25 protein-coding genes are annotated in these 26,828 nt (G+C 61.9%); 16 read left to right on the top strand and 9 right to left on the bottom strand.

Annotated elements, in window-relative coordinates; genetic code table 11:
- The first annotated feature begins 62 nt into the window (after nucleotides 1-62).
- Genes EEB12_RS20570 through EEB12_RS20590 form a run of 5 tightly spaced genes read left to right on the top strand, consistent with a single transcriptional unit; the run spans nucleotide 63 to nucleotide 4,750 of the window.
- Nucleotides 63-1,037 carry a carbohydrate ABC transporter permease gene (locus EEB12_RS20570; RefSeq protein WP_019745218.1) on the top strand — a complete coding sequence of 325 codons (975 nt, stop codon included), beginning with the start codon at nucleotides 63-65 and terminating at the stop codon, nucleotides 1,035-1,037.
- Nucleotides 1,034-1,936, top strand: coding sequence for a carbohydrate ABC transporter permease (locus EEB12_RS20575; RefSeq protein WP_003939837.1), 903 nt, complete (start codon nucleotides 1,034-1,036; stop codon nucleotides 1,934-1,936). Before EEB12_RS20570 ends, EEB12_RS20575 begins: the two co-directional genes overlap by 4 nt.
- A 38-nt stretch (nucleotides 1,937-1,974) precedes the next feature.
- The gene (locus tag EEB12_RS20580) at nucleotides 1,975-3,306 is read left to right on the top strand and encodes an ABC transporter substrate-binding protein (protein WP_003940485.1); all 1,332 of its coding nucleotides are present in this window, start codon (nucleotides 1,975-1,977) and stop codon (nucleotides 3,304-3,306) included.
- A 15-nt stretch (nucleotides 3,307-3,321) separates the two neighbouring features.
- Nucleotides 3,322-4,407, top strand: coding sequence for an ABC transporter ATP-binding protein (locus tag EEB12_RS20585; protein ID WP_019745216.1), 1,086 nt, complete (start codon nucleotides 3,322-3,324; stop codon nucleotides 4,405-4,407).
- A 16-nt stretch (nucleotides 4,408-4,423) separates the two neighbouring features.
- A complete protein-coding gene (locus tag EEB12_RS20590) occupies nucleotides 4,424-4,750 on the top strand; it encodes a YnfA family protein (protein ID WP_003940244.1) in 327 nt (108 codons plus the stop codon).
- Nucleotides 4,751-4,818: 68 nt separating this feature from the next.
- Here EEB12_RS20590 and EEB12_RS20595 read toward each other — a convergent pair whose 3' ends face one another.
- The gene (locus EEB12_RS20595; RefSeq protein ID WP_019745215.1) at nucleotides 4,819-6,777 is read right to left on the bottom strand and encodes a M13 family metallopeptidase; all 1,959 of its coding nucleotides are present in this window, start codon (nucleotides 6,775-6,777) and stop codon (nucleotides 4,819-4,821) included.
- 113 nt (nucleotides 6,778-6,890) lie between these two features.
- Between EEB12_RS20595 and EEB12_RS20600 the strand changes: the two genes are divergently transcribed.
- Genes EEB12_RS20600 through EEB12_RS20610 form a run of 3 tightly spaced genes read left to right on the top strand, consistent with a single transcriptional unit; the run spans nucleotide 6,891 to nucleotide 10,169 of the window.
- Nucleotides 6,891-7,340, top strand: coding sequence for a helix-turn-helix transcriptional regulator (locus tag EEB12_RS20600; RefSeq protein ID WP_019745214.1), 450 nt, complete (start codon nucleotides 6,891-6,893; stop codon nucleotides 7,338-7,340).
- Between the two features lie 5 nt (nucleotides 7,341-7,345).
- On the top strand, nucleotides 7,346-7,756 hold the full coding sequence (locus EEB12_RS20605; RefSeq protein ID WP_020909044.1) for a VOC family protein: 411 nt from the start codon (nucleotides 7,346-7,348) through the stop codon (nucleotides 7,754-7,756).
- A gap of 52 nt (nucleotides 7,757-7,808) precedes the next feature.
- Nucleotides 7,809-10,169 (top strand): ATP-binding cassette domain-containing protein, encoded by a 2,361-nt coding sequence (locus tag EEB12_RS20610; RefSeq protein WP_141488408.1) that lies wholly within the window; start codon nucleotides 7,809-7,811, stop codon nucleotides 10,167-10,169.
- A 13-nt stretch (nucleotides 10,170-10,182) separates the two neighbouring features.
- On the opposite strand, the gene EEB12_RS20615 is transcribed toward EEB12_RS20610, so the two are convergent.
- The 6 genes from EEB12_RS20615 to EEB12_RS20640 form a co-directional block, all read right to left on the bottom strand.
- Nucleotides 10,183-11,160, bottom strand: coding sequence for an intradiol ring-cleavage dioxygenase (locus EEB12_RS20615; RefSeq protein ID WP_141488409.1), 978 nt, complete (start codon nucleotides 11,158-11,160; stop codon nucleotides 10,183-10,185).
- Between the two features lie 66 nt (nucleotides 11,161-11,226).
- On the bottom strand, nucleotides 11,227-12,153 hold the full coding sequence (locus EEB12_RS20620; RefSeq protein WP_069145638.1) for a PaaI family thioesterase: 927 nt from the start codon (nucleotides 12,151-12,153) through the stop codon (nucleotides 11,227-11,229).
- A 44-nt stretch (nucleotides 12,154-12,197) separates the two neighbouring features.
- A complete protein-coding gene (locus EEB12_RS20625; protein WP_020970714.1) occupies nucleotides 12,198-12,980 on the bottom strand; it encodes a pirin family protein in 783 nt (260 codons plus the stop codon).
- Nucleotides 12,981-13,094: 114 nt separating this feature from the next.
- A complete protein-coding gene (locus tag EEB12_RS20630; protein WP_060938027.1) occupies nucleotides 13,095-13,841 on the bottom strand; it encodes a pirin family protein in 747 nt (248 codons plus the stop codon).
- A 1-nt stretch (nucleotide 13,842) separates the two neighbouring features.
- On the bottom strand, nucleotides 13,843-14,808 hold the full coding sequence (locus EEB12_RS20635) for a pirin family protein (protein WP_021332042.1): 966 nt from the start codon (nucleotides 14,806-14,808) through the stop codon (nucleotides 13,843-13,845).
- Between the two features lie 131 nt (nucleotides 14,809-14,939).
- On the bottom strand, nucleotides 14,940-15,662 hold the full coding sequence (locus EEB12_RS20640) for an IclR family transcriptional regulator (RefSeq protein ID WP_029256190.1): 723 nt from the start codon (nucleotides 15,660-15,662) through the stop codon (nucleotides 14,940-14,942).
- A gap of 138 nt (nucleotides 15,663-15,800) precedes the next feature.
- On the opposite strand from EEB12_RS20640, the gene EEB12_RS20645 reads away from it, so the two are divergent.
- The 6 genes from EEB12_RS20645 to EEB12_RS20670 all read left to right on the top strand — a co-directional run bounded on the left by EEB12_RS20645 (nucleotide 15,801) and on the right by EEB12_RS20670 (nucleotide 21,270).
- Nucleotides 15,801-16,250, top strand: coding sequence for a nuclear transport factor 2 family protein (locus EEB12_RS20645; RefSeq protein ID WP_141488410.1), 450 nt, complete (start codon nucleotides 15,801-15,803; stop codon nucleotides 16,248-16,250).
- 48 nt (nucleotides 16,251-16,298) lie between these two features.
- Nucleotides 16,299-17,135 (top strand): SDR family NAD(P)-dependent oxidoreductase, encoded by an 837-nt coding sequence (locus EEB12_RS20650; RefSeq protein WP_070386415.1) that lies wholly within the window; start codon nucleotides 16,299-16,301, stop codon nucleotides 17,133-17,135.
- Nucleotides 17,128-17,910, top strand: coding sequence for an SDR family NAD(P)-dependent oxidoreductase (locus EEB12_RS20655; protein ID WP_020909036.1), 783 nt, complete (start codon nucleotides 17,128-17,130; stop codon nucleotides 17,908-17,910). The genes EEB12_RS20650 and EEB12_RS20655 overlap by 8 nt, the downstream gene beginning before the upstream one ends.
- A complete protein-coding gene (locus EEB12_RS20660; RefSeq protein ID WP_141488411.1) occupies nucleotides 17,907-19,364 on the top strand; it encodes an FAD-dependent oxidoreductase in 1,458 nt (485 codons plus the stop codon). The genes EEB12_RS20655 and EEB12_RS20660 overlap by 4 nt, the downstream gene beginning before the upstream one ends.
- A 76-nt stretch (nucleotides 19,365-19,440) precedes the next feature.
- The gene (locus EEB12_RS20665) at nucleotides 19,441-20,754 is read left to right on the top strand and encodes an MFS transporter (RefSeq protein WP_007731424.1); all 1,314 of its coding nucleotides are present in this window, start codon (nucleotides 19,441-19,443) and stop codon (nucleotides 20,752-20,754) included.
- Between the two features lie 27 nt (nucleotides 20,755-20,781).
- Nucleotides 20,782-21,270: a nuclear transport factor 2 family protein gene (locus EEB12_RS20670; RefSeq protein WP_141488412.1), complete on the top strand. Its 489-nt coding sequence runs from the start codon at nucleotides 20,782-20,784 to the stop codon at nucleotides 21,268-21,270.
- A gap of 69 nt (nucleotides 21,271-21,339) precedes the next feature.
- On the opposite strand, the gene EEB12_RS20675 is transcribed toward EEB12_RS20670, so the two are convergent.
- Entirely contained in the window at nucleotides 21,340-22,980 is a 1,641-nt protein-coding gene (locus EEB12_RS20675; RefSeq protein ID WP_141488413.1) for an ABC-F family ATP-binding cassette domain-containing protein, read from the bottom strand.
- A 208-nt stretch (nucleotides 22,981-23,188) separates the two neighbouring features.
- Nucleotides 23,189-23,746 (bottom strand): TetR/AcrR family transcriptional regulator, encoded by a 558-nt coding sequence (locus EEB12_RS20680; protein WP_003940110.1) that lies wholly within the window; start codon nucleotides 23,744-23,746, stop codon nucleotides 23,189-23,191.
- A gap of 51 nt (nucleotides 23,747-23,797) precedes the next feature.
- On the opposite strand from EEB12_RS20680, the gene EEB12_RS20685 reads away from it, so the two are divergent.
- A complete protein-coding gene (locus EEB12_RS20685) occupies nucleotides 23,798-24,757 on the top strand; it encodes a DMT family transporter (protein WP_134999057.1) in 960 nt (319 codons plus the stop codon).
- Nucleotides 24,754-26,349, top strand: coding sequence for an amidohydrolase (locus EEB12_RS20690; RefSeq protein ID WP_020970705.1), 1,596 nt, complete (start codon nucleotides 24,754-24,756; stop codon nucleotides 26,347-26,349). Before EEB12_RS20685 ends, EEB12_RS20690 begins: the two co-directional genes overlap by 4 nt.
- The last annotated feature ends 479 nt before the right edge of the window (nucleotides 26,350-26,828 follow it).

Consider the following 26,828-nt stretch of genomic DNA (forward strand, 5'->3'; position numbering starts at 1 on the left):
AAGGCCCTGCGCGAGAAGTATTCGCGCAGGGCCTTTTTCGTGTCGCGTTCAGCTCGAGTGTCTTGTACGTTCACCATTCATTCGTTGCGAGCGGTCAGACTGCCTCAGTGAGATCGAGTCCGGAAAGAACGCTGCCCACATCAGGCAAGCCAGGTCTGTGGGGCAGACCATGGCGTGATTACGCGCTCTTTGCGCTCTTGGTAGGTCCCAATCTCGCGTTGCTGATCTTGTTCACCTATCGCCCGCTGGTGGACAACATCCGACTTTCGTTCTTCGACTGGAACATTGCGGACCCGAAGGCGACGTTCATCGGGCTGAGCAACTACCGCGAGTGGTTCGGACGAAGCGACACCTGGCAGATCGTCACCAACACAGTGGTATTCACATTGGTCACAGTGGTGGGTTCGATGGTCATCGGTCTGGCGTTGGCCATGCTGCTCGATCGCAAGCTCGTCGGGCGAAACCTGGTCCGGTCGGCGATCTTCGCGCCGTTCGTGATCTCCGGTGCAGCGATCGGTGTCGCGTTTCAGTTCGTCTTCGACCCCAACTTCGGTCTGATCCAGGATCTCCTGCACCGCGTCGGACTCCAATCGCCCGACTTCTATCAGGACCCCCACTGGGCGCTGTTCATGGTGACGGTGACATACATGTGGAAGAACCTCGGCTACACGTTTGTCATCTACCTCGCTGCGTTGCAAGGAGTTCGGCAAGAATTGAACGAAGCAGCCGAAATCGACGGCGCCAAGCCGTGGACCAAGTTCCGCCGGGTTCTCCTACCTCAGTTGCGCCCGACGACGTTCTTCCTCTCCATCACCGTCATGCTCAACTCGCTCCAGGTCTTCGACATCATCAACGTCATGACCCGTGGTGGCCCGCTGGGTACAGGGACGACGACGATGGTCTACCAGGTGTACAACGAGACATTCCGAAACTTCCGGGCGGGCTACGGCGCGACGGTTGCCACCATCATGTTCTTGATCCTGCTGATCATCACCGTCTACCAGGTTCGTGCCATGGATCGGGGAGAAGAGAAATGACAGCGGTAGAGGAAAAGAAAAGCGCTGCTCCGACTTCCGTCGTCCGGCCCGGGCCGGATCGCAAGAACGTGGACCGGCGTGAGGTCGGTGTGAAGATCCTCGGCTACGCGGCAATGGTGATCGCCTTGGTCATCATCGTCCTGCCGCTCTACTGGATCGTGATGACCTCGTTCAAGGAGCGTCCGGAGATCTACACGCAGCCTGCAACGTGGTGGCCGTCGTCGCTGCATCCCGAAAACTATTCCGAAGCAACGACATCGGTTCCGTTCTGGATGTTTCTGCGGAACTCGATAGTGATCACGACGATACTGTCCGCGGCGAAGTTCGTTCTGGGGACTCTCAGCGCCTATGGGCTGGTGTTCCTGCGCTTCCCGGGGAAGAACTTCGTCTTTCTCGGAATCATCGCCGCATTGATGGTTCCGAACCAGATCACCGTGATCTCGAATTACGCACTCGTGGCCGAGTGGGGCTGGCGTAACACGTTCCAGGGCATCATAGTTCCGCTCGCGGGTGTAGCCTTCGGTACGTTCCTCATGCGCAACCATTTTCTCTCGATCCCTTCGGAGATCGTCGAGGCAGCGCGGATGGACGGCGCCGGCCACTGGCGGCTTCTCTGGCGCGTGGTGCTCCCCGTTTCCGGGCCCACGATGGTGGCGTTCGGCATCATCACGGTGGTCAACGAATGGAACGAGTACCTGTGGCCGTTCCTCATGTCCGATGATTCCTCGGTGGCGCCGCTGCCGATCGGATTGACCCAACTGCAGAACAACGACGGACTCACCAACTGGGGTCCCGTCATGGCAGGAACGGTACTGACGATGCTACCGATCCTGGTGATTTTCCTTCTGCTGCAACGACACATGATCAAAGGCCTCACCTCCGGTGCGGTCAAGGGCTGACAGCTTTTCCCGTCACATTTCTTTCTCGAGGAGCAGTAATGGCAAACATGAACAGGCGCGGATTTCTGAGCCTCGGCGGTGCAATCGCCGCCGGCGCAGCACTGACCGCGTGCGCGGGATCCGGTGGTTCCAGCGCTGATGCTGCGGGAACATCCGGTGCGTCGGGTGATTCCAACACCATCACCTTCTGGTCGAACCACCCGGGTAAGTCCACCGACGTGGAGAAGGAATTGATCAACCGCTTCCAGACCAAGTACCCGGACTTGAAGGTCAACTTGGTGGACGGCGGCAAGAACTACGAAGAGGTGGCGCAGAAGTTCAACGCTGCTCTCTCCGGCGGAGATGTTCCCGATGTGGTTGTGCTGTCGGATGTCTGGTGGTTCAACTACGCACTTGCCGGGGCAATCGAGCCGCTCGACGGACTCTTCTCCGAGGTGGGCGTCGACTCGGCCGACTACGTCGACTCGTTGCTCGCCGACTACCTGTTCCAGGGCAAGCACTACGCACTTCCCTATGCGCGGTCGACGCCGTTGTTCTACTACAACAAGGCGGTCTGGTCGCAGGCCGGACTTCCCGATCGCGGGCCTGCAACGTGGCAGGAGTTCGACGAGTGGGGACCTGAGCTGCAGAAGGTCGTGGGCAACGGCAAGTTGGCACACGGGTGGGGCAACGCGAAGGATTACCTCGGCTGGACCTACGAAGGCCCCATCTGGACCTTCGGCGGATCGTACTCCGACCAGTGGAATTTGCAGCTCGACAACGAGAAGACCATTGCCGCAGGGCAGTTCCTCTCCAGCATGATTCACGACAAGAAGTACGCCGCGGTCTCCACTGACATCGCAAACGAATTCGGTACGGGCATCCTGGCGTCGACCATCGCGTCGACGGGTGACCTGTCCGGCATCAAGAAGACTGCCAACTTCGACTTCGGCACCGCGTTCCTCCCGGCAGTGGACGGAACTCCCGGTTGCCCCACCGGCGGCGCCGGGCTCGCCATCCCGTCCAAGATCTCCGATCAGCGTAAGAAGAACGCGCTCAAGTTCATCGACTTCATCACCAATGGTGAGAACACGGCGTACTTCTCGCAGAACGTCGGCTACATGCCGGTCCGCAAGTCGGCAACGTCGGAGCCGAGCATGAAGGCATTCCTCGACGCGAATCCGAACTCCCGTACCGCTGTGGATCAGCTTTCGCGTACGCGCTCGCAGGACTACGCACGCGTGTTCGTCCCGGGTGGCGATCAGATCATCGGCACCGGACTCGAGCAGATCGCTCTCCAGAAAGCCGACGTCGCATCGACATTCGCCGGCGTTGCCACCCAGTTGCAGCAGATCATCGACCGGCAGATCACCCCAAAGCTGCCGAAGTAGTAGGAGAGAACACTCATGGCCAACGTGCAATTCGCGGGAGTCACGCACCGCTACGAAGGAACCGATCGACCGGCAGTCGACCGTCTCGACCTCGACATCGCCGACGGTGAGTTCCTGGTACTCGTAGGGCCTTCCGGTTGCGGTAAGTCCACCAGCCTGCGAATGCTCGCCGGTCTCGAATCCGCGTCGGACGGCCGGATCGAGATCGGCGGCACGGACGTCACGCATCTCGCGCCGCGAGCACGTGACGTCGCCATGGTGTTTCAGAGTTACGCGCTGTACCCGAACATGACCGTCGAGCAGAACATGGGTTTTGCGCTCCAGAACGCGGGAGTGGGAAAGTCCGAACGGCGCGAGCGGGTACTCGAGGCAGCACGGATGCTTGAACTCGAACCGCTGCTCGGACGTAAACCGGCCAAGCTGTCCGGTGGGCAACGTCAGCGAGTTGCCATGGGTAGGGCCATCGTTCGCCATCCCAAGGTGTTCTGCATGGATGAGCCGCTCAGCAATCTGGACGCCAAACTACGCGTGAGCACGCGGTCGCAGATCGCTGCCTTACAGCGTCGACTCGGCACCACGACGGTCTACGTCACCCACGATCAGGTCGAGGCGATGACGATGGGGGACCGGGTGGCGGTGATGCTGGACGGTCGTTTGCAGCAGGTGGCGAAGCCGCGGGAACTTTACGACAACCCCGTCAACACCTTTGTGGCCGCCTTCATCGGATCGCCCGGCATGAACCTGATCGAAGCGCCGGTCGAGGGTACCGTCGCAGTGCTCGGTGACCTGCGGATTCCGCTGCCCACCGGGGCGTCCGAGCGGGAGCGGGTCGTCGTGGGAGTGCGTCCCGAGTCGTGGGATCTGGTGGGAGCGTGGCGAAAGGGCTCGCTGGCCGTGGATGCCGACCTGCTTGAAGAGCTGGGCGCCGAATCGTTCGTCTATGCAAAGGGTGCCCCGGATTCGCAGTGGCAGAGCCGATCCGGCCGAATCGTCATTCGCGTCGATCGGAAGATGTCGGTGGCACCGGGGGAGTCGCTTCATCTGCTGCCCAAGGCCGGCGAGGTGTACTTCTTTTCCGCGGAGACCGGGGTACGTCTGTAGCGATACTGTGTGCGGCATGACCGTCGCACGTTCGCTTTTGCTGTTCGTACTCGCCGCGCTGCTCGAGATCGGGGGTGCGTGGTTGGTGTGGCAGGGAATTCGCGAGCACAAGGGCTGGATCTGGGTAGGGCTCGGCGTCATCTCGCTCGGTCTCTACGGTCTGGTCGCGACCATGCAACCCGATGCGAACTTCGGGCGCATCCTCGCCGCGTACGGCGGGATCTTCGTAGCGGGTTCACTGCTGTGGGCGGTGGTGATGGACGGATTCCGCCCGGATCGTTTCGACATCGCCGGTGCGCTGATCTGTCTGGTCGGCGTCGGGGTGATCATGTACGCCCGGTAGGGCCTTCGGCCCCGTGCGCGCTCAGGGAGTCCAGGGGGTCCTTAAGCGCGCACAGGGGCTTGCCCTTGCTACCAGATCTTCACACGCTTCTCCGGCTCCAAATACAGTGCGTCACCTGGCTTGACGTCGAACTCCTCGTGGAACGTGTCGAGGTTGCGGACGACGCCGTTGCACCGGAACTCCGGCGGCGAGTGCGGGTCGACGGCCAGACGGCGAAGCGCTTCGGCCTCACGGGCCTTCGTGCGCCATACCTGCGCCCACCCGAAGAACACGCGCTGCAGACCGGTGAGTCCGTCGATGACCGGAGGTTCGGTACCTTCGGTCGCGATCTTGTACGCCGCGATCGCGATCGACAGCCCGCCGAGATCGCCGATGTTCTCGCCGATCGTGAATTCACCGTTGACGTGGTGGCCCGGCAGTTCCTTGGGCTCGAACTCGTTGTACTGCTCGATGAGAGCCTTTGTGCGCTTGCCGAATTCGCTACGATCCTCGTCGGTCCACCAGTCGACCATGTTGCCGTCGCCGTCGTACTTGGCGCCCTGATCGTCGAAGCCGTGCCCGATCTCGTGGCCGATGACGGCGCCGATACCCCCGTAGTTGGCGGCGTCGTCGGCTGCGGCGTCGAAGAACGGCGGCTGGAGAATGGCTGCGGGGAACACGATTTCGTTCATGCCCGGGTTGTAGTAGGCGTTGACGGTCTGCGGCGTCATGAACCACTCGTCACGGTCCACGGGGCCACCCAGCTTGGCCAGGTCACGGTCGTACTCGGCGGCGTATCCACGACGGTAGTTGCCCACCAGGTCGGTAGCCGAGATATCGAGACCGGCGTAGTCGCGCCACTTGTCGGGGTAACCGATCTTCGGGGTGAACTTCTCGAGCTTGGCCAATGCGGCCTCACGAGTCTGCGGGCTCATCCACTCGAGGTCGGAGATGTTGCGGCGGTACGCCTCCTGTAGGTTGGCGACCAGTTCCAGCATGCGGGTCTTCGCCTCAGCGGGGAAGTGACGGTCGACATAGAGCTTGCCGACGGCCTCGCCGAGCAGATCCTGAACCAGGCTGACCCCGCGCTTCCAGCGCTCACGGTTCTCTTCGGTACCCGAGAGCGTGGTGCCGTAGAAAGCGAAGGTCTCGTCGACCAGCGCGGAATGCAGGTAGGGGGAGCGAGCGTGCAGCACCTTCCACGCCGCCCAGGCCTTCCAGTCGTCGAGTGACTCCGACGCCCAGAGTGCGGTGAAGGTGTGCAGGAAATCGGGCTGACGGACCACGATCTCGGCGAACTTCTCCGAATCGGCGCCGAGACCGGACAACCATGCCGCCCAGTCCAAACCGGGGTTCTGCTCGGTCAGTTCCTCGAAGCCCACAAGGTTGTAACTCAGATCTGCGTCACGACGCTTGACGACGTCCCAATGCCCGGCCGCGATCTTCTTCTCGAGTTCGAACACACGCTGGGCGTCGTAGCCGACGCCGGCGAGGGTGAACATCTTGTCGATGTGCGCGACGTACTTCTCGCGGATCTCCGCGTAGTTGTCCTCGCGGTAGTACGACTCGTCGGGCAGGCTGATTCCCGACTGACTGAAGTGGATCAGGTACCGCTCGGAATTCTTGGCATCGGTGTCGACGTAATGCGAGATGGCACCGCCGACGCCGACGCGCTGGTGGCGTCCGATCACGGTGGCCAACGACGACCGGTCCGGCGCATCGGCGACGGCGTCCAGTTCGTCGTCGATGGGGCTGAGGCCCGCGGCCTCCACGGCGTCGGCGTCCATGAAGCTCGAGTACAGGTCGCCGATGCGCTGTGCATCGGTACCGGCGGCAGAGTTGGACTCCGCGGCTTCGGTGATGATGGTCTGTACGTCTTCTTCGGCCTTGTCGTAGAGCGTCCGGAAGGCCCCGTCGACTGCGCGGTCTGCCGGAATCTCGTATTCGGCGAGCCATTTTCCGTTGACGTGGACGAACAGATCGTCCTGCGCCCGTGTGTCGCCGTCGAGGTGGGTGAGGTCGATGCCTGAGCGATGAGCCGTGGTCATTTCTCCATCCTTACACGATCATGACGAACTGCTCGGTGTGTGCGTGATCGCTCCACACCCCAGTTCATCTCTTGTGCTGGGCAACGTCGGTACCGCATGGCACGATCGAATACGTGACCAGCAGACCTGCCGCAGATCCGCACCTGCAGGACCTCGCGCGACTACGACGCGTGCGTGACCGTATCGACCGGGAGTACGCGCGGCCTCTGGACGTGGAGGCGCTCGCGCGGGGAGTGAACATGTCTGCGGGGCATCTCAGTCGCCAATTCCGTCAGGCGTACGGCGAACCGCCGTACGCATACCTGATGACCAGGCGAATCGAGCGCGCAATGGCGTTACTGCGCCGCGGAGATCTCAGTGTCACGGACGTCTGCTTCGAAGTCGGCTGCAGCTCTCTCGGCACTTTCAGCAGTAAGTTCACCGAATTGGTAGGGGTCCCGCCCAGCGTCTATCGGCGCGAGGCCGAGCAGTCGACGGCCGGAATGCCGTCCTGCGTGTCCAAACAAGTCACCAGACCGATCAGGAATCGAGAAGCGCAGAACCCACAACCGCAATTAACGTGATCGCCATGGACATCACCATTCACTCGAGTTTCCTTCCGCAGGACGACCCTGACGCCGCCCTGAACTTCTACCGCGACACCCTCGGGTTCGAGGTGCGCAACGACGTCGGCTACGACGGGATGCGTTGGATCACGGTGGGGCCGCCCGGCCAGCCCGGCACCTCCATCGTGTTGCATCCGCCGGCCGTCGATCCCGGAATCACCGACGACGAGCGCCGCACCATCATCGAGATGATGGCCAAGGGCACGTACGGCGGACTTCTTCTGGCCACCAAAGATCTGGACGATACGTTCGAGCGGCTTCAGGCCGGCGACATCGACGTCGTCCAGGAACCGACCGAGCAGCCGTACGGCGTTCGCGATTGCGCCGTCCGCGACCCAGCGGGAAACCTGATCCGTATTCAAGAACTGCGCTGAGACCGTCAACTGCGCTGAGACCGTCGGCGATCGACTGACAGATGGAGACACGATGACTGCCCTGCACACTGCAGACAGCCACGATTTGATCCGCGTGCAAGGCGCGCGGGTGAACAATCTCGAAGACATCAGCGTCGAGATCCCGAAGCGGAGGCTGACGGTATTCACCGGCGTCTCCGGTTCGGGAAAGAGCTCGCTGGTGTTCAGTACGATCGCCGCGGAATCGCAGCGGATGATCAACGAGACCTACAGCGCTTTCGTTCAAGGATTCATGCCGACGCTCGCGCGGCCGGACGTCGATGTTCTCGACGGCCTGACCACCGCGATTATCGTCGATCAACAGCGGATGGGCGTCGACCCGCGCTCGACAGTCGGAACCGCCACCGACGCCAACGCGATGCTCCGCATCTTGTTCAGCCGTCTCGGAAAGCCTCACATCGGTTCGCCTCAGGCGTTTTCGTTCAACGTGGCCTCGATCTCCGGAGCAGGCGCGGTCACGATGGAACGCGGCGGACGTCAGACGAAAGAGCGTCGTAGCTTCAAGATCACCGGCGGCATGTGTCCGCGATGTGAGGGACGAGGGGCGGTCAACGATTTCGATCTGACCGCGTTGTACGACGACACCAAGTCGCTCAACGAGAGTGCGATCACGGTCCCCGGCTACAGCATGGAGGGTTGGTACGGCCGGATCTACCGCGGCTGCGGTTTCTTCGATCCCGACAAGCCGATCAAGAAGTACACCAAGAAGGAACTGAACGATCTGCTCTACAAAGAGCCGACCAAGATCAAGGTCGAAGGCATCAACCTGACGTACACGGGTCTGATTCCGCAGATTCAGAAGTCGTTCCTCGCCAAGGACGTCGACGCGATGCAGCCCCACATCCGGGCATTCGTCGAGCGGGCGATCACGTTCACCACCTGCCCTGAATGTGACGGGACGCGTTTGAGCGAGGGCGCGCGGTCGTCGAAGATCAAGGGCGTCAACATCGCCGACGCCTGCTCGATGCAGATCAGCGATCTCGCGGAATGGGTCAGCGGTCTGAAGGAACCATCGGTCGCGCCTTTGCTCACGACGCTCGGCGAAACGCTCGACTCCTTCGTGGAGATCGGACTCGGCTACCTCAGTCTCGACCGTCCGTCGGGAACGCTGTCCGGTGGTGAAGCTCAGCGCACCAAGATGATTCGGCACCTGGGTTCCTCGCTCACCGACATCACGTATGTATTCGACGAGCCCACTACCGGCCTGCATCCGCACGACATCGCGAGGATGAACGATCTTCTGCTGCGCCTGCGGGACAAGGGCAACACCGTGCTCGTTGTCGAGCACAAGCCGGAGACGATCGTGATCGCCGATCACATCGTCGACCTCGGGCCAGGCGCGGGTAGCGCCGGTGGAAACGTCTGCTTCGAGGGCACAGTCGATGGCTTGCGAGCCAGCGATACGGTCACCGGGCGTCACTTCGACGACCGGGCCGCCCTCAAGGAGACCGTGCGGGAGTCCACCGGAGCAATCGAGATTCGTGGAGCGAACTCACACAACCTCCAAGATGTAGATGTCGACGTACCGCTCGGTGTACTGGTCGTGGTGACTGGTGTGGCCGGATCGGGTAAGAGTTCGCTGATCCACGGCTCGCTCGCGAAACGCGAGGACGTGGTGTCGGTCGATCAGAGTGCGATCCGCGGCTCGCGTCGGAGCAACCCGGCAACGTATACCGGGCTGCTCGACCCGATCCGCAAGGCATTCGCGGAGGCCAACGGCGTGAAGCCGGCGCTCTTCAGTGCCAACTCCGAAGGCGCCTGCCCGACGTGCAACGGCAACGGCGTCATCTACAGCGACCTGGCGATGATGGCCGGAGTTGCCACTCTCTGCGAGGAGTGCGAAGGCAAGCGCTTCCAGGCGGAAGTTCTCGAATACAAATTCGGTGGCAAGGACATCAACGAGGTTCTCACGATGTCGGTGGCCGAGGCCGAGGAGTTCTTCGGCGACGGTGAGGCGAAGACGCTCGCTGCGCACAAGATCCTCGTCCGACTGGTCGACGTGGGGCTCGGGTACCTCACGATCGGCCAGCCGTTGACGACGCTGTCGGGCGGTGAGCGTCAGCGCATCAAGCTGGCGACGCACCTCGGCGAGAAGGGTGGCGTGTACGTCCTCGACGAGCCGACCACCGGACTGCACCTGGCCGACGTCGAGCAGTTGCTCGGCCTGCTCGATCGACTCGTCGATTCCGGTAAGTCCGTCATCGTCATCGAGCACCACCAGGCCGTGATGGCGCACGCCGACTGGATCATCGACCTCGGCCCTGGAGCCGGTCACGACGGCGGTCGGATCGTCTTCGAAGGCACTCCCGAGGAGCTCGTCGCCGACGGCTCCACCCTCACCGGAAAGCACCTCGCGGCATACGTCGGCGGCTGACCTGGCTCCTACCTCAGGCGTCGATACCCAGGTTGATGACGGCGAGGTAGGAACCGTCCGACTGCTTCTCGACGGTCATGAGGCCGGTGTCGTCGTAGATACCGTCACTGGCGTTGTTCGTGTTGTTCTCACGACCGGTGTGCTCGCTGTACGGGGACTGCGAGTACACCTCGTCGAGAAGGGTCTCGTCGAAGAAGGTCTGCGACGTGAGGACCGTCTTCTTGTCGATGTGCACCTTGACGTGAATGTGGGTGGTGCGGCCCATGTACCAGCCGGGAAAGATCGTGGTGAACTGCGCGATGCCGTTTGCATCGGTGGTCTGGGCGCCGCGCAGGTAGGTGCCGTCGTCGGTGGTGGTGGCTTCGGTGTCGCCGACGCTGTACGAACCGTCGGAGGTCTCGCCGGAACCACCCATGCCGCCGCCCATTCCTCCGGGGGCGCCTGACGGAGGTTCGCCCATTCCACCTCCGGGTGCACCTGACGGAGGTTCACCCATCCCTCCGGCCGGGGGAGTTCCGCCGCCGCCGTTGGCGCTCAGCGAACCGGATTCGAAGCCGGAGTACACGCCGCCGGCGTCGCAGTGCCAGATCTCGACGACGGCGTTGGAGACCGCGCCGATGCTGCCGTCGACGTTGCACTGGCTGTTGTCCTGCACGCGCATTGCCACCTGCAGTGTGGTGCCCGGACGGTCTTCGCGGATGTCGCTTCGAATGGAGTCGACGTCGAACCAGTAGGGGCCCTGTGTCTCTTCCTTGCTCATGACGCACTGCGGTGCTTTGGCCAGAAGTGCGGTGACGGCATCGCCGGACGTGGCCGCTGCGGAAGCGCCGGAAGTGGTTGTCGTCGATGCAGCCGCGGCCGAAGTCGTCGTGGCGGTGCCACTGTTACCGGAACAGGCTGCGATGAGCCCGCCGAGACTGATGGTTCCGCCGAGAGCGAGGGCCCGTCGACGGCTCACGCGTAGCCTGCTCGCTTCGATGTCTTTGTTCACGCCGCTGTACCTCCATTGTGTGGGCTGTTGTCTCAATGGTGGACGGGCGACCTGGTGCGGAACTGGTTATCCGCTGTGAACTTGCTGGGAGAGCATCTGGATGCTCGAGGTGGCCCGTACGTAGACCTGTCCGCCGGCGTCGACGATGCGCGTTTCGATCAGCGCGAGCCTGCGCCCGGCACGAATCACGGAGGCCTCGGCGCGTAAGACCGGCCCGCCGATGTCGGGTGAGCGCAGGAAGTCGATCTTGTGGTCGAGGACGCGATAGTCCTGATCGGAGCTGGTCAGGGTCTGTGCTGCCAGTCCCGTAATGGCGTCGACTGCCGAGATGAGGACACCACCCTGCACGGCGCCCAGCGGGTTGGCCATCCAGGCGACGGGTGCGAACTCCCCGACGACGGAACCTGGCGTCACGTCGACGACAGCAAGATCGAGTAGCCCGGCGAGCGGTCCGCGTTCGAGTTTGCCGCCTCGGATACCTTCGACGACGTCGGACCCCGACAACCCACTCAGGTTGCTCGTTTTCTCCGGCGTCGGGACCGGTAGCGGCGCACCGTCCACGTAGTCGTCGATTCCGACGACGGGTGGACGCGAGACCACCATTGCGCGGCCGGCCATCACGGCCAGGAGGGTGCCGTTCTCGTCGCGAAGTTGACCGGACGCGAGCCCGACGCCGTCGTCGAGATGCACGAGCGTGCCGGAGGCGCCGACGTCTGCGAGAGCGGGAATGTCGGCGCCCGCGCTGACCGTGACCTGCGCGAGCACGGATTGATGGCCCGAGGTCAGTCCCGAGTACACCGCGCCGCCCATGGCACCGTCGATCATGACGCCGATGGAACCGAGCACCGTCTTGCCACGGTGATCGTGGAAGCGCGGGCCGACTGCCTGCGCGAAGGCCAAGTCGCCAGGCACGACCGATACGGCGCGCACACCCATCAAGGTGTTGAGGGGGTCAAGTTGTGTGACGGGTGCGGCGGAGTTGTCGATGCTCATCCGTCGAGTATCTCCAGCGCGCCCAGTCCTGCCGAGACCGGGTCTCAACCACCGATACGTGAATGCATCTCCCAGACGAGGACTTCCGCCCCGGCATCGGAGGTCAGTTGCTGCCCACCCGAATCGCTCAACCGGACGGCATCACCCTCGTACAGTGTGCCGACGCCCTCCATCTCGGCAGTGCCCTGCGCAACGAAGACGTGCAGGAACGGTGCGCTGGGAAGATTCACGGAGGTGCCGGGCAGAATCCGCGCGACGTGCATGGCGGCGTTCTTGTTGTTGATGCGAATCGCCGAGTGATCCTTGTAGCGCTCCATTCCGGAGGCCACCGGGATCAGTCCGCCGCGCAGCAGTTCGTCGTCGATCTCGAGTTGTTCGTAGCCGGGAGTCAGTCCACCTTCGTCCGGTACCACCCACATCTGGATGAAATGCACGGGGTCGGAATGCTGTTCGCCGCCAATACGCCACGAATCGTTCTTCTCGCTGTGCATGATTCCGGTACCGGCGCTCATGCGCTGGGCGAGGCCTGGATAGATGACGCCGGTGTGGCCGATGGAATCCTGGTGCACGAGCGAACCGCGAAGTACCCACGTCACGATTTCCATGTCCTTGTGCGGATGGGTATCGAAACCGGTTCCCGCCAGTACGGTGTCGTCGTTGTTGACGAGCAGCAATCCGTGATGAGTGTTGTCCGGATCGTAATGCTGTCCGAACGAGAACGAATGTTTCGAATCCAGCCAGGAGACGCGGGATTTCAAGCGATCACCGGAGCGGTGCACATCGATGTGCGGTGTCGTCCGTGGGGCCTGTGCTCGACCAGATGCCATGGCTCCTCCTTCTGTGCCACCGGGATCCATCACTACCGGATCCACCACTACCGGCATCCACCCTACGACGAACCTGCTGTGTAGTCCGAACATTGGGCGTACTCGGTGGTGTCGTCAGTTCGTCGACGCGTGCATCTCCCACACGAGTATCTCCGCATCGTCGATTCCCTTGACTCGTTGACCGCCAGTGTCCTTGAGTCGCAACGAATCTCCTGGTCCCAGCAATCCGACTCCCTCGACGTCGACAGTGCCGCTGGCGATGAACCCGTGCACGTACGGCGCATCCGGAAGAGATACCGACCCGCCGGTCTCGAGGCGAGCAACATGTAGTGCCGCATGTTTGTTGTGCAGGCCGATGGCGCTGTGACCGCGATGCGCAGGCATCCCCGATGCCAGGGTGATCAGGCCACCGCTGTCGAGTTCGGAGTTGATGTCGAGTTCCTGATAGCTCGGGGTCACTCCGGATTCGTCCGGCGGTATCCACATCTGAACGACGTGAACGGGTTCGGTGACGCGTGAGCCGTCGGCCCGGAAGCGATCGTTGCGCTCGGAGTGCAGGATTCCGGTACCGGCGCTCATTCTCTGCGCGAGTCCGCGATGGATGACGCCGGAGTGCCCAGCGGAATCCTGGTGAACCAGAGATCCGCTGAGCACCCACGTCACGATCTCGGTATCGCGGTGCTGATGAGTGTCGAAACCGGAGCCGGCTTCGATGATGTCGTCGTTGTTCACCAACAGAAGTCCGTGCGCGTACGCGGCGTGATCGAAGTTTCCGGCGAAGGGGAAACTGTGACGCGCGGTGAGCCAGCCGTAGTTGAGGTGCGCACGTTCGGCTGCTCGTTGGACGACCACCGACGACATGTCAGCTCAGCTTCTCGTGTGCTGCCGGGATGGATCCGAGGCGTCCGGCCTGGAAGTCCTCGAAGGCCTGCATGACCTCGGACTTGGTGTTCATGACGAACGGCCCGGCCATCGCGATGGGCTCACGAATCGGTTTGCCACCGAGGATGAATACCTCGAGGGATTCGGTCCGCGAATCCTGGCGATCGGAAGCGGCGACGGTGATGGAGTCACCGCGTCCGAAGACAGCCGTCTGCCCTACTCGAATGGGTCGACGCTCGGCTCCGACCGTTCCTTCGCCGGCGAGCACGTAGACGATGGCGTTGAACTCGGGGTTCCAGGGCAGAGTCAGGCTCGCACCCGGGGCAATAGTGGTGTGGGAGAGCGCGATGGGTGTGTACGTCGATCCGGGTCCGGCGTGGCCGGCGATGTCTCCGGCGATGACGCGCACCAAGGCTCCGCCGTCCGGCGAGGAAAGCAGGGCCACCTTGTTGCCCGTGATGTCCTGGTACCGCGGAGATGCCATCTTGTTGTCGCGAGGCAGGTTGACCCACAGTTGGACGCCGTGGAACAGGCCGCCGCTGAGGACGAGGTGCTCCGGCGGAGTTTCGATGTGAAGGATGCCGCCACCGGCGGTCATCCACTGGGTGTCGCCGCCGCCGATTACACCGCCGCCACCGTTGGAGTCCTGGTGCTCCATGATGCCGTCGATCATGTAGGTGACGGTTTCGAAGCCGCGGTGCGGGTGCCACGGAGTGCCCTTGGGCTCTCCGGGTGCGTAGTTGACTTCGCCCATCTGGTCCATGTGGATGAACGGGTCGAGGGCGGAGAGGTCGATGCCGGCGAACGCGCGGTGGACGGGAAAGCCTTCACCTTCGTATCCGACCGGCGCGGTGGTGATGCTCTTGACGGGGCGGTCGACTGCTGCCTCTGCCGGCTCGTCGAGGCGGGGCAGGGCCAAGATGTTCTCGACTGTCACAGCAGGCATGTCGTACTCCTTGTATCCGTGAAGCTGATGTCAGGTAGTTGATTGTTCAACTATCTCATTCGGAGTCAACAAAGTCGAGCCCCGGGTATTCCCGGGGCTCGACTGGTGTTCGGATCAGCCTGTTGTCTGGATCAGCGCAACATGCTGCCGAGGGTTTTTGCCGCTGCCATGACCTCGGCGCCCAGGGCTGCTTGATCCTCGGAGTCGAACACGGAGATTCCGAGGCTGGAGATGGCGTCGCGGCGTCTGCCGGGGATGACTGCCGAGATTCCCAGGACGGACGGGATGACCTCCCCGACGGTCACTGCGTAACCCCGTGCGCGGGCAGCCGTCACTTCCTCTCGTTCCCCGCTCACCGGTGGGAGTGAGGCAAGAATGGAAAGCCCGGCGGAGCCGCGGTCGATCGGATCAACCTGCCCTGGATGAAACGCGACGTGAACCTTGGCGCTGCGCGGTTCGACCACCATCAGTGCGCGTACTTCGGTGTCGCTCTCGCGGACCACCAGGTGTGCTGTCGCCTCGGTGGCCTCGGCAAGTTCTTGAAGTATCGGGCGGGCCAGGGTTCGCAAATCTTGTTCCACCGGTTCGGCGAGGGTGACCAGTCCGGCGCCGAGAGTGACGCGCTTGAAGGAGTCCTTGCGGCACAGGTGATGAGCCTCGAGCGTGCGGATCAACCGATGTGCGACAGTCCGGTGGACTCCCACTCCGTCGGCAATGTCCGTGACTGACAAACCGTGCGGATAGGACGTCAGGAGTTCCAAGATCTCGAGTCCGTGGTGCAGCGTTTTCGACATGCTCGAGTCCACTTGAACTGCGCTTTTGCGCGGTCGGTGTTCCTCGCTCAGCTCTGACATCAAATCCCTTTCTTGACGTTTGTGAGGTATGCCACCTACGCTTTGAATATATCGCACAGTGTGTGCGATTATCGCACACTTTACGAAGCTGCACAACCTTCGGGTGGATGCAGCGCAGCGTGTTCGGAGAGAACCTTCATGAGCAACTACCGCGTCGTGGCAACGGAGGATGTTGTCGCAATCCACCAGCTGTACGGCCACCAGAGTCATTGCATAGACTCTGGGCGCCAGCAGGATTGGGCGCAGACATTCACGGACAACGGTGAATTTCATTCACCCAGTTATCCGGAACCTGTGGTCGGTTTCGACGACCTTGCAGCGTTTGCTGCTCGCTTTTACGCTGCTGCGGAAGCTGTCGACGAGGTGCATCGGCACGTTCTGACCAATCTCGTCGTCGAGGCGGTGGACGAGAGTGCTCTCGCAGTGCGCGGGTACCTGCAGATAGTTGCCACCGCTCGCGGCGGCGAATCGCGACTGGTGCGGATGACGACGGTCGCTGACCGCGTGGTTCGGGTCGGTGAGGAATGGAAGATCGCCCGCCGCACCGTCTCCCGAGATGACGCACCTCGAGTGTCCGAACAAGGCTGAAGTACCGAAAGTTTCTTGCACAACAATATTCAGTAGGAGAAGTACATCATGACCGAAAGCTCTGACCAGACGAACCCGGGCCGCACCGTTGTGACGCAGATGTCGGCGGTGTACCCGGAGTTGGCAGGCAAGGTCGCAGTGGTGACCGGCGCGGCTCAGGGGATGGGTGCGACCTTCGCCGAAGGACTGGCAACACGCGGCGTACATGTCGTCGGCGCCGACATCAACGAAGAGCAGATGCTCGCCACGGCCGCACGAATCAATACGGACCTGGAATCGAAAGCACTGGCGGACAAGCCGGGTCGCGTCGTCGGAGCTCGGGTCGACGTCACCAAGCCGGACGAGCACGAACTGCTTGCGCAGTTGGCGTTGAAGGAGTTCGGCCGGGTCGATTTCTGGATCAACAATGCGGGTATCTTCCCGTTCGCGCTGGCCGAGGAGATTACCCCGGAGCAGATCGGCGCAACGCTGAGTGTCAATGTCGAAGGAGTGCTCTACGGTGCTCAGGCTGCGGCACGCCACCTCGGTCCCGGCGGCGCCATCGTCAACATGTCCTCGGTATCTGCGCTGCGTGTGCGGAAGGGGAGAGGCGCTTACTGCACGTCGAAAGCTGCCGTCGCGCACCTCACGGAGTCTCTCGCAGTGGAGTTCGGGGACAAGGGTATTCGGGTCAACTCCATTGCGCCCGGCTACATCGACACGGCGATGACGAAGTGGGTTCAAGAAGATCCGATCGCGCTCGCGAACGCACTCGACGCGGTGCCGCTGCATCGTCTGGGCTCGCCCGAAGAGGTCTTCGGCCCGCTGCTGTTCCTGCTCTCGGACAGCGCGCGCTACGTCACCGGGCACAGCATTGCGGTGGACGGTGGTTCGCGGCATGTCTGAGTCCACGAAATATCCCGGCGTCGTTCTCGTTACCGGCGGTGCTGCCGGGATGGGAGCGCATCACGCGCGCACTCTCGCCGCGCGCGGTTCGCATGTCTGCATTGCCGATGTTTCGGATTCATCCGGCGTGGTCGACGACATTGTCTCCGCCGGCGGATCGGCGTCCGCTCATCTTCTGGACGTCACCGATGCCGAGGCCTGGGACCGGGTTGTCGACGAAATTCGCACCACCCGTGGGGAACTCGGTGGACTGGTCAACAACGCCGGCATCTCGCGTCGGCTCGAATTCATGGACACCCCGAACGACATCTGGGAACTGACCATGAAGATCAACCTCTTCGGTCCGTTCTACGGTATGAAGGCGGTGGCGCCGCTGATGCGCGAGAGTGGTGGCGGATCGATCGTCAACATCTCGTCCATCGCCGGTCAGATCGGATACTTCTCTCCGGCTTACTCGTCGAGTAAGTGGGGTTTGACCGGTCTGTCGAAGTCGGCCGCGGGCAACTTCGCGCAGTGGGGGATTCGCGTCAACTCTGTGCACCCGGGACTGGTCGGTACGGCGCTGCTCGGCGGCGCAAACGACTTCGTCGCCGCGTCACTGAAGTCGGTTCCCTTCGGACGCATGGGAACTCTCGACGAGATCACCGAAGCAGTGCTGTTCCTGCTCTCGAACAGTTCGACCTACACCACCGGTACGGAGCTCACCGTCGACGGCGGGTTGGTGTCGAACGGTCTTTACCACCGCATCATCGCGGAGACTGGAGAACTTTCATGACCGAGCACTGGGACGTCGTTGTCATCGGTGGCGGCGGAGCCGGTCTCGCCGCTGCGGTGTCGGCAGCTGAAGAAGGCGCATCCGTTCTGCTGTTCGAGTCCGAAACCGAACTCGGTGGATCCACTGCGCTTTCGGCCGGAATCTTCACGGCCGCCGGAACAAGCGTGCAGGCAGGCCTCGGAGTCGACGACTCGGCAGAGAAGTTCTTCCAGCACTACATGGACCTCAACCAGTGGATGCTCTCACCCGGATTGATTCGTGCGTTCTGCGAAAATGCCGGTCCGACACTGGAATGGCTCATCGGACTCGGCGTCGAGATTCCAGCGGCGATCTCGGGTAACGCCCACCAACCGGGACTCGCCCAGGCCGGCGTCGAGGACGTCTGGCGCGGCCATGTGCCCAAGGATCAGGGATACGGACTGATTCAGGTGCTGGACAAGGCTCGTCGTAAGCACGGGATCGAGGTCATCTTCGGAACACGGGTGCAGAAGCTGATCGAGGAAGACGGTCGGGTTGTCGGTGTTGTCGCCGACGACATCGAGGTACGTGCGGGCGCCGTCGTTGTTGCTTCCGGTGGATTCGCGCAAGATCCGGGCTTGGTGGCGCGCCACTTCCCGGACGCGAACAAGGCCGGAGACGCCTTGTTCGTCGTCGCAGCCGAGGGGAGTCGCGGAGACCATCTTCGTTTTGCCGAAGACCTCGGTGCTTCCGTGGCGGGCGACGGCTGGGGCCTGATGCTGCCCACGGTCTACTTCCAGCGATTCCATCACTGGCAGGCAGGTTTTCCGCCGAAATCGCGGATCTACGTCAACCAGGACGGTCGTCGATTCATGGACGAGGACAGCTCGTACGCGGTCTCGACCGGCATCATCGACCATCAGGGTGGATACGGTTGGATGATCTTCGACGAGAACGCTCGCGTGAATCTGGCTCCTGGATATGCGGATTGGAATCCCGAACGCATCGAGGAAGAAGTTGCCGCCGGTGGCACGATTCGTGCGGACACGATCGAAGACCTCGCAGTGGCGACGGGTGTTCCGGTTGCGACGTTGGCGCAAACCCTGCGTCGATGGAACGACCAACTGCCCAGCGGTCACGACGACGACTTCCTCCGTCATCGCACGCTGCGGAACAAGGGTGCCGTCGGCAACCCGGATCCTATTGCGACAGCACCGTTCTATGCCGCGAAAATCCTTCCGGCGGAGCTCGTATGCACGCATGCGGGAATGGAAATCAACACCGATGCGGCCGTGCTCGGCAGCACCGGAGTACCTATCGAGGGTCTGTACGCGGCCGGTGAGGCCGGCGCCGGAATCCTCGGACTGAGATACGTGGGCGGCGGCAATGCAGTTGCCAACGCTTTGACCATGGGCCGCGTAGCGGGACGTAATGCGGCGAATTACACCAGGACCAGCGCTGAGAGCGCACCGGTCCATTCCATCGCGCACTCCTGACGTCCGACGTCTGCGCGGCACCGAATCCAGTCAGTATCCAATCCAGGCAGGGAACAACATGTCAGAGAATGAGACCATGGCGAGAGCCGAATCCACCGAGGGCAGCAGCGTGGCAACCGAACGACAGTCGACGACGAAGGTAATTCGCGCGGCCATCGTCGGTACCGTCGTCGAGTACTACGACTTCGGTATCTACGGATACATGGCCACGACAATCGCCGCGCTGTTCTTCGTTTCCCACGACCCGAACGCAGCACTGCTCGGTACCTTTGCAGCATTTGCCGTGGCCTTCTTCCTACGCGTACCCGGCGGAATCTTCTTCGGCCACATCGGCGACAAGTACGGCCGAAAGAATGCTCTCTCCTGGACCATCCTTCTGATGGTTCTGGCGACAGCAGGCATGGGCTTGCTGCCGACGTACGCCACGTTGGGTGTGTGGGCCACGTCCATCCTCGTTCTGGCTCGTTGCCTGCAGGGCTTCGCGGCCGGCGGTGAACTCGGCGGTGCCAACGCTTTTGTCTCCGAGTCCGCTCCCAAGCGGTGGCGAGCGACGCAGACGTCGATGGTCAATACCGGCACCTACCTGGGTTCGCTGGCTGCTTCGCTCATGGCCCTCGGCCTGACGTCGGTATTCTCGCAAGAGCAGATCCTCGAGTGGGCTTGGCGTATCCCGTTCCTGCTCAGCCTGCTGATCGGCGGCATCGGTATCTGGATCCGTAGCCAGATGGAAGACACTCCTCAGTTCGAGGAGCTGCAGGACAAGGGTGAGACCAAGAAGCTTCCCATCCGTGAGCTGCTCAGTACCTCCGGCGGCAGCGTCGTCAAGATCATCCTGTTGGGCGCACTCATCACCGGTGGCTACTACATCGCCTCGGTGTATGCCGCGACGTACCTGCAGACCACCGGCGGTCACTCGTCGCGCGTTGCCTTCCTTTCCACCTCTCTTGCACTGGTTCTCGGCGTCATCACGTTGCCGATCTCGGGATACATGGCCGACAAGTACGGGCGTCGGCCGGTGCTGTTCGCCGGTAGTGCCGCCGCAGTGGTTCTCGGAATCCCGATGTTCATGATGATGGCCGGTTCTGGTATCTGGCAGGCGGTTGTCGGTCAGTCGGTGCTCTTCATCTGCGTTTCCGTTGTCAACGGTGCTTCGTACGTGACCTATGTCGAAATGCTGAAAGCATCTGTGCGGTACAGCGGTCTGGCCTTGGGCAACAACGTCACCAACATGTTCCTCGGTGGCACCGCGCCCTTCATCGCCACCTATCTCATCAGCCTGACCGGTAACTCTCTCGCCCCGGCCGGATACTTCGTGTTCTGTGCCGTGATCACCCTCGTCACGGTCTTCTTCATCAAGGAGACCAAGGGCGTTGAACTGCAGGTCGATTGATCACCTCGGGAGAACAGGAGACGCGTTGTGTCCCTCGCTGACAAGCAAGAAATCACCGAAGTTCTGTATCGCTACGCTCGGGCCGTCGATCGGAAAGATTTCGACAGCGTAGCCTTCTGCTACTTCGACGACGCGATAGACAACCACGGTGGTTACATCGGAACTGTCGACGGGCTCATCGAAGACATGAAGCTCAGGCACAAGACGATCGACTCGTCGATTCACTGCATTTCCAACATACTGATCGACGTCAACGGCGATGTCGCTCAGTGTGAGTCGTACTGTTTGTGTTTTCTGCGGCAGGAGCGTTCCGGTACGGATTCGGTGCAGACGCTTGCCACGATCAAGTGCCGTTACGTCGACAGGTTCGAAAGGCGCCGTGGTGAGTGGCGAATCGCCGATCGGATCGTCGTGTTCGACGAATCCCGTGAAGACATGATCGAGAACATCCTGCCCACTGACTGGGTGACGCAACGTCGATCCTTCGACGATCCGGTGTACACCAGGACGCCTTGACCAGTAGTGCAGACGAAAGGCCTTCACACACGATGTGTGTGAAGGCCTTTCGCCTGTTCGTTGGTCGTGTCAGCCCACTGCGTCCGGTGCGGCGACCTCGGTCAAACGGCCGTCCGAGAGCCTGAGCCAGCGTTCGACCTTGACCTCGGCCAGGAATCTCTCGTCGTGGCTGACCACCACGAACGCCCCCTGATATGCATTCAGGGCACTTTCGAGTTGAGCAACGCTCACCAAGTCGAGGTTGTTGGTCGGCTCGTCGAGAAGAAGCAATTGCGGGGCCGGATCGGCGAAGAGAACGCATGCCAAGGTAGCCCGCAGTCGTTCACCGCCCGAGAGTGCAGCGACGGGTAGGTGAGCACCCGCACCCCGAAAGAGGAAGCGCGCCAGTATGTTCATGCGTTCCGGTGCCGGAAGGCCTGGAGCCGACAATGCAAAGTTCTCGGCGACGGTGCGGGCGGGGTCGAGTAGGTCGAGCCTCTGCGACAGATATGCCACCCGGCCGTCGGCTCGCTTGACCTCACCGGAAGTCGGCGCGACATCCCCGTTGACGATGCGAAGTAACGTCGACTTTCCGACGCCGTTCGGCCCGGTCAACGCGATACGCTCCGGTCCTCGAATGGCCAGGTCAATGCCGGGGTCGGCGAAGATCTCACGATCGCCGAACGCGAATTGCATTCGCTCACCAAGGAACACCATGCGTCCGGCAGGTACGTGAGTACCTGGCAGTTCGAGCGAAATCGTCTGGTCGTCTCGAAGAGCGCGGCCCGCTCTGTCGAGTCGGTCCTTTGCCGCGTCGACCCGGGCGAGGTGTGTCTCGTTCGCCTTGCCGGCCGACTCCTGAGCATTGCGCTTCATGGTCCCCGCAAAGATCTTGGGCAAGCCCGCGTTCCCGAGATTGCGGGCAGCGTTACTTGCGCGTCGTGAAGCGCGTTCTCGGGCCTGCTGCAGTTCGCGCTTCTCGCGTTTGACGTCCTGCTCGGCGTTGCGGATGTTCTTCTCCGCCACCTCGCGAGCCGAGCGTGCCGCAGCTTCGTAGTCGGTGAAATTGCCACCGTAGAAGCTGATCTCGCCGCTGTGAAGTTCGGCGATGCGGTCCATACGGTCGAGTAGTCCTCGATCGTGGCTGACTACCAACAGACAGCCACTCCAGTCGTCGAGAACGTCGTAAAGTCTGCGGCGCGCGTCAAGGTCGAGATTGTTGGTGGGTTCGTCGAGGAGAAGGACATCGGGGCGTCGCAGGAGTTGAGCCACCAGTCCGAGCGAGATGACCTGCCCGCCGCTCAGAGTGTCGAGCCGACGATCAAACGTCATGTCGGCCAACCCGAGTCGACCGAGTTGGGCTCGGGTCCGCTCTTCGACGTCCCAGTCGGACCCGATTGTGGTGAAGTGTTCTTCTCGTGTGTCTCCGGATTCGACAGCGTCCAGCGCAGCGAGCGTCGGGGCGATGCCCAAGACCTCGGCAACGGTCAGATCGCCCGTCAGTGGAAGGTCTTGCGGAAGGTATCCGAGAACGCCGTCGACGGACACACTGCCGGCGCGTGGGCGGAGTTGACCGGCGATCAATCTGAGCAGAGTGCTTTTCCCGACGCCGTTCTGGGCAACCAGCCCGGTTCGGCCACCGGGCACGGTGAAGGACAATTCGTCGAAGACCGGAGTGTCGTCCGGCCAGGCAAAAGACAGATTCGAGCAAACGATGTAGGTATCGGACATGAATAGACCTCAGGTGTCGTGCGGGCGCGGCAACGCTGCTCCGCAAAAAGTCGGGTAAGTGAACGACAACATGGCCACTACGGCAGCGCTCCGAGGCGTCTGCCGGTGGCCGTCATGCCCGGTTTTATCCGGAGATGTCGAGTTCACCAACCATGTCTGATCCTTTTTGGTCTGTGTCGTTTCATCCGACGATAACAGGAGCCGGTATTTACATACGAGCAATACCGGCGCAGAGAAGTTCGACCAGTCTTCGGTAAACCCGATCCGGGTCGGTGCCGGCCGGTTGACCCTCTACCGATTCGAGGATGCAGAAACCGTGCAGCGCGCTACGAAGAGACCACGCCGCCTGCTCCGAATCATCCGGGCTCAGACCGTATCCCGCGATCACCTTGTTGATGACGTCTACCACCTCGCCCACGGCGGAGACCAGATCGGGATGCGGAGCAGTGGGGTAGCGGTCGGTGATGGCGTAGAGCCCGGGGTGCACCCGGACGAAGGCACGCCATGCGTCTGCGAGCGCCATGACGGCGTCGTCGCGCGAGAGACCAACCGCGGCGGCACGCAGTTGTTCGGCGAGAAGGTTGCGTGCGAGGAGGCTGAGTTGATGGTGGACGTCGTCGACCCCGTCGACGTGTTTGTACAGGGCTGACTGCCGGACGTCGAGGGTCTCGGCGAGTTGACTCAGTACCAGAGCGTCGGCGCCTTTGCTGTCGACCAGGTCGGCTGCGGCAGCGATCACGCGTTCACGGGTAACCGGAGTTCTCATGCACGCATCTTCCCTGTATGACAGGTTTTGCGTTGGTGATACATTATCACCATGAGTGATGAAGTATCGCCACGCGTGCCGTCCGGCGATCAACTACGCCGTCGTGACCTGCGTGTAGTCGTCACCGGTGCATGCATCCTCGGGTTGACCTCGGTGCTCTATGAACTCTCAGGAGTGTCTCCGTCGACGGGTGCCTTCTTTCGGTGTCTCTATGCGCTCATCCCTCTCGGCATACTCGTGCTCGTTCAGCGTCGTCGGTCATCCCGGCCTTCGATCTCGGCGCCCTGGATCGTGAAGTCTTTGCTTGCCGGCGCGTTCCTCGGAATCGATCTGGTGCTCTGGCACGAGTCGATTCATTCGATCGGGGCAGGTCTTTCGACTGTGATCCTGAATTTGCAAGTGCTGTTCGTCGCAATCCTCGGCTACGTTGTTCTGCGCCAACGGATCGGCCGGGAACTGGTCGCCAGCCTTCCGTTGCTCTTCGTCGGAGTTGCTCTGGTAGCCGGGACGAGCACAACGCTCACGGGGTCGAATCCTGCTGTCGGAGTGTCGTTTGCCGTGATCGCCGCAGGCGCCTACGCGGTCTACATCTTCCTGATGGGTCTGGCTACTCGGGCGGCGGGTAGAACGGCTCTGCCGATGTTCGTCTCGACGGGAGCCACTGCCCTCACTGCAGGTGCATACGGCCTCGTGAGTGGAACTTTGGATCTGACCCCTTCGCTCGTAGCTCAAGGCTGGCTTGTGCTGCTCGCGTTGGTATCTCAGGTGATCGGGTGGCTTCTGGTGGCCAGCGCCAGTCAGCGTCTGCCTGCCAGTGCAGTCGCCGCCAGCCTGGTGTTGCAATCGGCGTCGGCACTGCTGTTCGGCGCGGTGATGCTTGCGCAGACCCCAACTCTCGTCCAACTTGCAGGTGCCGGAATGATTTTGGCCGGAGTGGTTGTGGCGACGCGGATACCTGCGAAGAAGTCCTCGACGACTGTAGTCGGAAAACGAATGGAGACAAGCGTATGACACCGGTGGCTGACCACATCTACATCAACGGCGAGATCAGGACCATGGACGGTGCGGTCGGCGATAACGCGACCGCTGTGGCAGTCAAGGACGGCAGATTCGTCGCCCTCGGAACTGATGCCGAGATCTCGGCGCTGACCGATTCCGAAACCTCCGTTGTCGATCTTGCCGGAGCAGTTGTTGTTCCGGGGTTCATCGAGACGCACCTTCATCCGATGATGTGGGGTTTGATGCTCAGTGGGGTCGACGCAACGACGAGTGCGTGCCCGACCATCGAGCAGTTGATCACGGCGTTGGCCGCGCGGGCCGCGATCACACCAGTTGGCGAGCCCATAGAAGCGTGGGGCTTCGACGACAGCCTCGTGGCGGAGGATCGAGGTCTGACCGCAGCTGATCTGGACAAGGCATCCACCGAGCATCCGATTCTGGTGCGGCACTTGTCTGCTCACGGGATCTATGTCAACTCGGTCGCACTGGAGAAGGCCGGGATCGATGCCACCACGGTCGATCCGGAGGGTGGTGTCATCGTTCGGGACAGCGCCGGTGTACCCACCGGTGAACTGTGCGAGGTTCCGGCAATGTCTCTGGTACACGGACTTGTTCCGGATATGAATCCGGATGCGTCCAAGATCGCGATGCTGCGGGCGCAGGAAGTCATGGCTTCGGTGGGCGTGACAAGTTTTCACGACATGTACGTCACAGCCGAGATGTACGAGGCGTACCGACAACTGGACGCTGATGGTGACCTGCGTCTGCGTGCGCGCCTCTATCTCGGCCACGGGGTGCACGATCAATTGGGCGAACTCGCCGATTCGACAGATCGAGTTCGTGTGGGCGGCGTCAAACTCATTTCGGACGGGTCGATTCAGTTGCACACCGCTGCGCTGACCGAGCCGTACCACGATCTGGGCGGATGCCACTGCGGCGGAATGGCAATCCCGGCAGGTGCACTCGGGGTGCTCGTCGCGGAACATCACGCTGCCGGCCGGCAGGTTGCGATCCATACCAACGGTGATCAAGCCATCGATTTTGCACTGGACGCAATTGCAGCGGCACGGACGGCACACCCGGACGTCGAAGTTTCGCATCGACTCGAGCACGTTCAGACGTTGCGGGAAGATCAGATCGTGCGGATGGTCGAACTCGGGGTGGTGGCGTCGATCTTCGTGAACCACGTCTACTACTGGGGCGACCGGCACCGTGATCGGTTCCTCGGACCGGGTCGTGGCGAGCGGATCAGCCCCGTGGCGTCGGTCGTGGCGGCGGGGCTTGCCTACGCGCTGCATTGCGACTGCCCTGTCACTCCCGTGAACCCGCTCTTCACGATGAACACAGCCGTACACCGTGTGACGCGAGAAGGTCATGTTCTGGGTGCAGAGCAACGGGTTTCCGCGTCCGATGCGTTGGCCGGTTACACAAGCGCTGCCGCCCGTCTCACCGGTGAGTCATCGGACAAAGGTCGGATAGCGGTGGGACTTTTGGCGGATTTTGTTGTGCTCGACGGAGATCCGTTGCGGAGCGCTTCTCAGGAATTGAACGAACTGTCGGTCCTGCGCACGGTTGTCGGCGGTGAGACCGTCTTCGAGGTGTAGGTGCTCGTAGTTTTACCTTGGGATTGGGTGCCGGTAGTCAACTCCTTACCGGCTTCGCAACTGTAGACGCACGTGGGCCGGGTAGCGAATTTGCTTCCCGGCCCACAGCTTTGGACGCACCAGGGGGCAGTCGCTATTCGATGGTCGGACAAAGTTATTGGTGGAGTGCTGGTTTCGGAGCGTGCGAGGGTTTGTCATGGCCGTCTGATCCGGCGAGGCGCGGCGATCGATGATGCCCGTGTCCGTGGCATTCGTGAACGAAATGCAGCACGTGCTCGAAACGGTTCGATCCTTCTGTTTGCTCGAGGGTCGCTGTTCTCGACGAGTTCGTTCGTGAATATCCTCGGACATACCAAGAGTATGTAGAACGTGTTCTCATATCGAGTGGAACGAATCGCCCGTTCGGCGCCAAAGGGTTTTTCGGGAACAAGTTACGAAGCGCAGCTAACTGTTTCTAACAGTACTGGTCAGCGCGCATA

The sequence above is a fragment of the Rhodococcus sp. WS1 genome, from assembly GCF_003797745.1.
GTDB classification, from domain to species: domain Bacteria; phylum Actinomycetota; class Actinomycetes; order Mycobacteriales; family Mycobacteriaceae; genus Rhodococcus_F; species Rhodococcus_F erythropolis.

Excerpts from the sequence above, each read along its gene's own strand:
- EEB12_RS20575 (WP_003939837.1), top strand. The coding sequence starts at position 1,034 with ATGACAGCGGTAGAGGAAAAGAAAAGCGCTGCTCCGACTTCCGTCGTC.
- EEB12_RS20580 (WP_003940485.1), top strand. The coding sequence starts at position 1,975 with ATGGCAAACATGAACAGGCGCGGATTTCTGAGCCTCGGCGGTGCAATC.
- EEB12_RS20585 (WP_019745216.1), top strand. The coding sequence starts at position 3,322 with ATGGCCAACGTGCAATTCGCGGGAGTCACGCACCGCTACGAAGGAACC.
- EEB12_RS20590 (WP_003940244.1), top strand. The coding sequence starts at position 4,424 with ATGACCGTCGCACGTTCGCTTTTGCTGTTCGTACTCGCCGCGCTGCTC.
- EEB12_RS20595 (WP_019745215.1), bottom strand. The coding sequence starts at position 6,777 with ATGACCACGGCTCATCGCTCAGGCATCGACCTCACCCACCTCGACGGC.
- EEB12_RS20605 (WP_020909044.1), top strand. The coding sequence starts at position 7,346 with ATGGACATCACCATTCACTCGAGTTTCCTTCCGCAGGACGACCCTGAC.
- EEB12_RS20610 (WP_141488408.1), top strand. The coding sequence starts at position 7,809 with ATGACTGCCCTGCACACTGCAGACAGCCACGATTTGATCCGCGTGCAA.
- EEB12_RS20620 (WP_069145638.1), bottom strand. The coding sequence starts at position 12,153 with ATGAGCATCGACAACTCCGCCGCACCCGTCACACAACTTGACCCCCTC.
- EEB12_RS20625 (WP_020970714.1), bottom strand. The coding sequence starts at position 12,980 with ATGGCATCTGGTCGAGCACAGGCCCCACGGACGACACCGCACATCGAT.
- EEB12_RS20630 (WP_060938027.1), bottom strand. The coding sequence starts at position 13,841 with ATGTCGTCGGTGGTCGTCCAACGAGCAGCCGAACGTGCGCACCTCAAC.
- EEB12_RS20635 (WP_021332042.1), bottom strand. The coding sequence starts at position 14,808 with ATGCCTGCTGTGACAGTCGAGAACATCTTGGCCCTGCCCCGCCTCGAC.
- EEB12_RS20640 (WP_029256190.1), bottom strand. The coding sequence starts at position 15,662 with ATGTCAGAGCTGAGCGAGGAACACCGACCGCGCAAAAGCGCAGTTCAA.
- EEB12_RS20645 (WP_141488410.1), top strand. The coding sequence starts at position 15,801 with ATGAGCAACTACCGCGTCGTGGCAACGGAGGATGTTGTCGCAATCCAC.
- EEB12_RS20650 (WP_070386415.1), top strand. The coding sequence starts at position 16,299 with ATGACCGAAAGCTCTGACCAGACGAACCCGGGCCGCACCGTTGTGACG.
- EEB12_RS20655 (WP_020909036.1), top strand. The coding sequence starts at position 17,128 with ATGTCTGAGTCCACGAAATATCCCGGCGTCGTTCTCGTTACCGGCGGT.
- EEB12_RS20660 (WP_141488411.1), top strand. The coding sequence starts at position 17,907 with ATGACCGAGCACTGGGACGTCGTTGTCATCGGTGGCGGCGGAGCCGGT.
- EEB12_RS20665 (WP_007731424.1), top strand. The coding sequence starts at position 19,441 with ATGGCGAGAGCCGAATCCACCGAGGGCAGCAGCGTGGCAACCGAACGA.
- EEB12_RS20675 (WP_141488413.1), bottom strand. The coding sequence starts at position 22,980 with ATGTCCGATACCTACATCGTTTGCTCGAATCTGTCTTTTGCCTGGCCG.
- EEB12_RS20680 (WP_003940110.1), bottom strand. The coding sequence starts at position 23,746 with ATGAGAACTCCGGTTACCCGTGAACGCGTGATCGCTGCCGCAGCCGAC.
- EEB12_RS20685 (WP_134999057.1), top strand. The coding sequence starts at position 23,798 with ATGAGTGATGAAGTATCGCCACGCGTGCCGTCCGGCGATCAACTACGC.
- EEB12_RS20690 (WP_020970705.1), top strand. The coding sequence starts at position 24,754 with ATGACACCGGTGGCTGACCACATCTACATCAACGGCGAGATCAGGACC.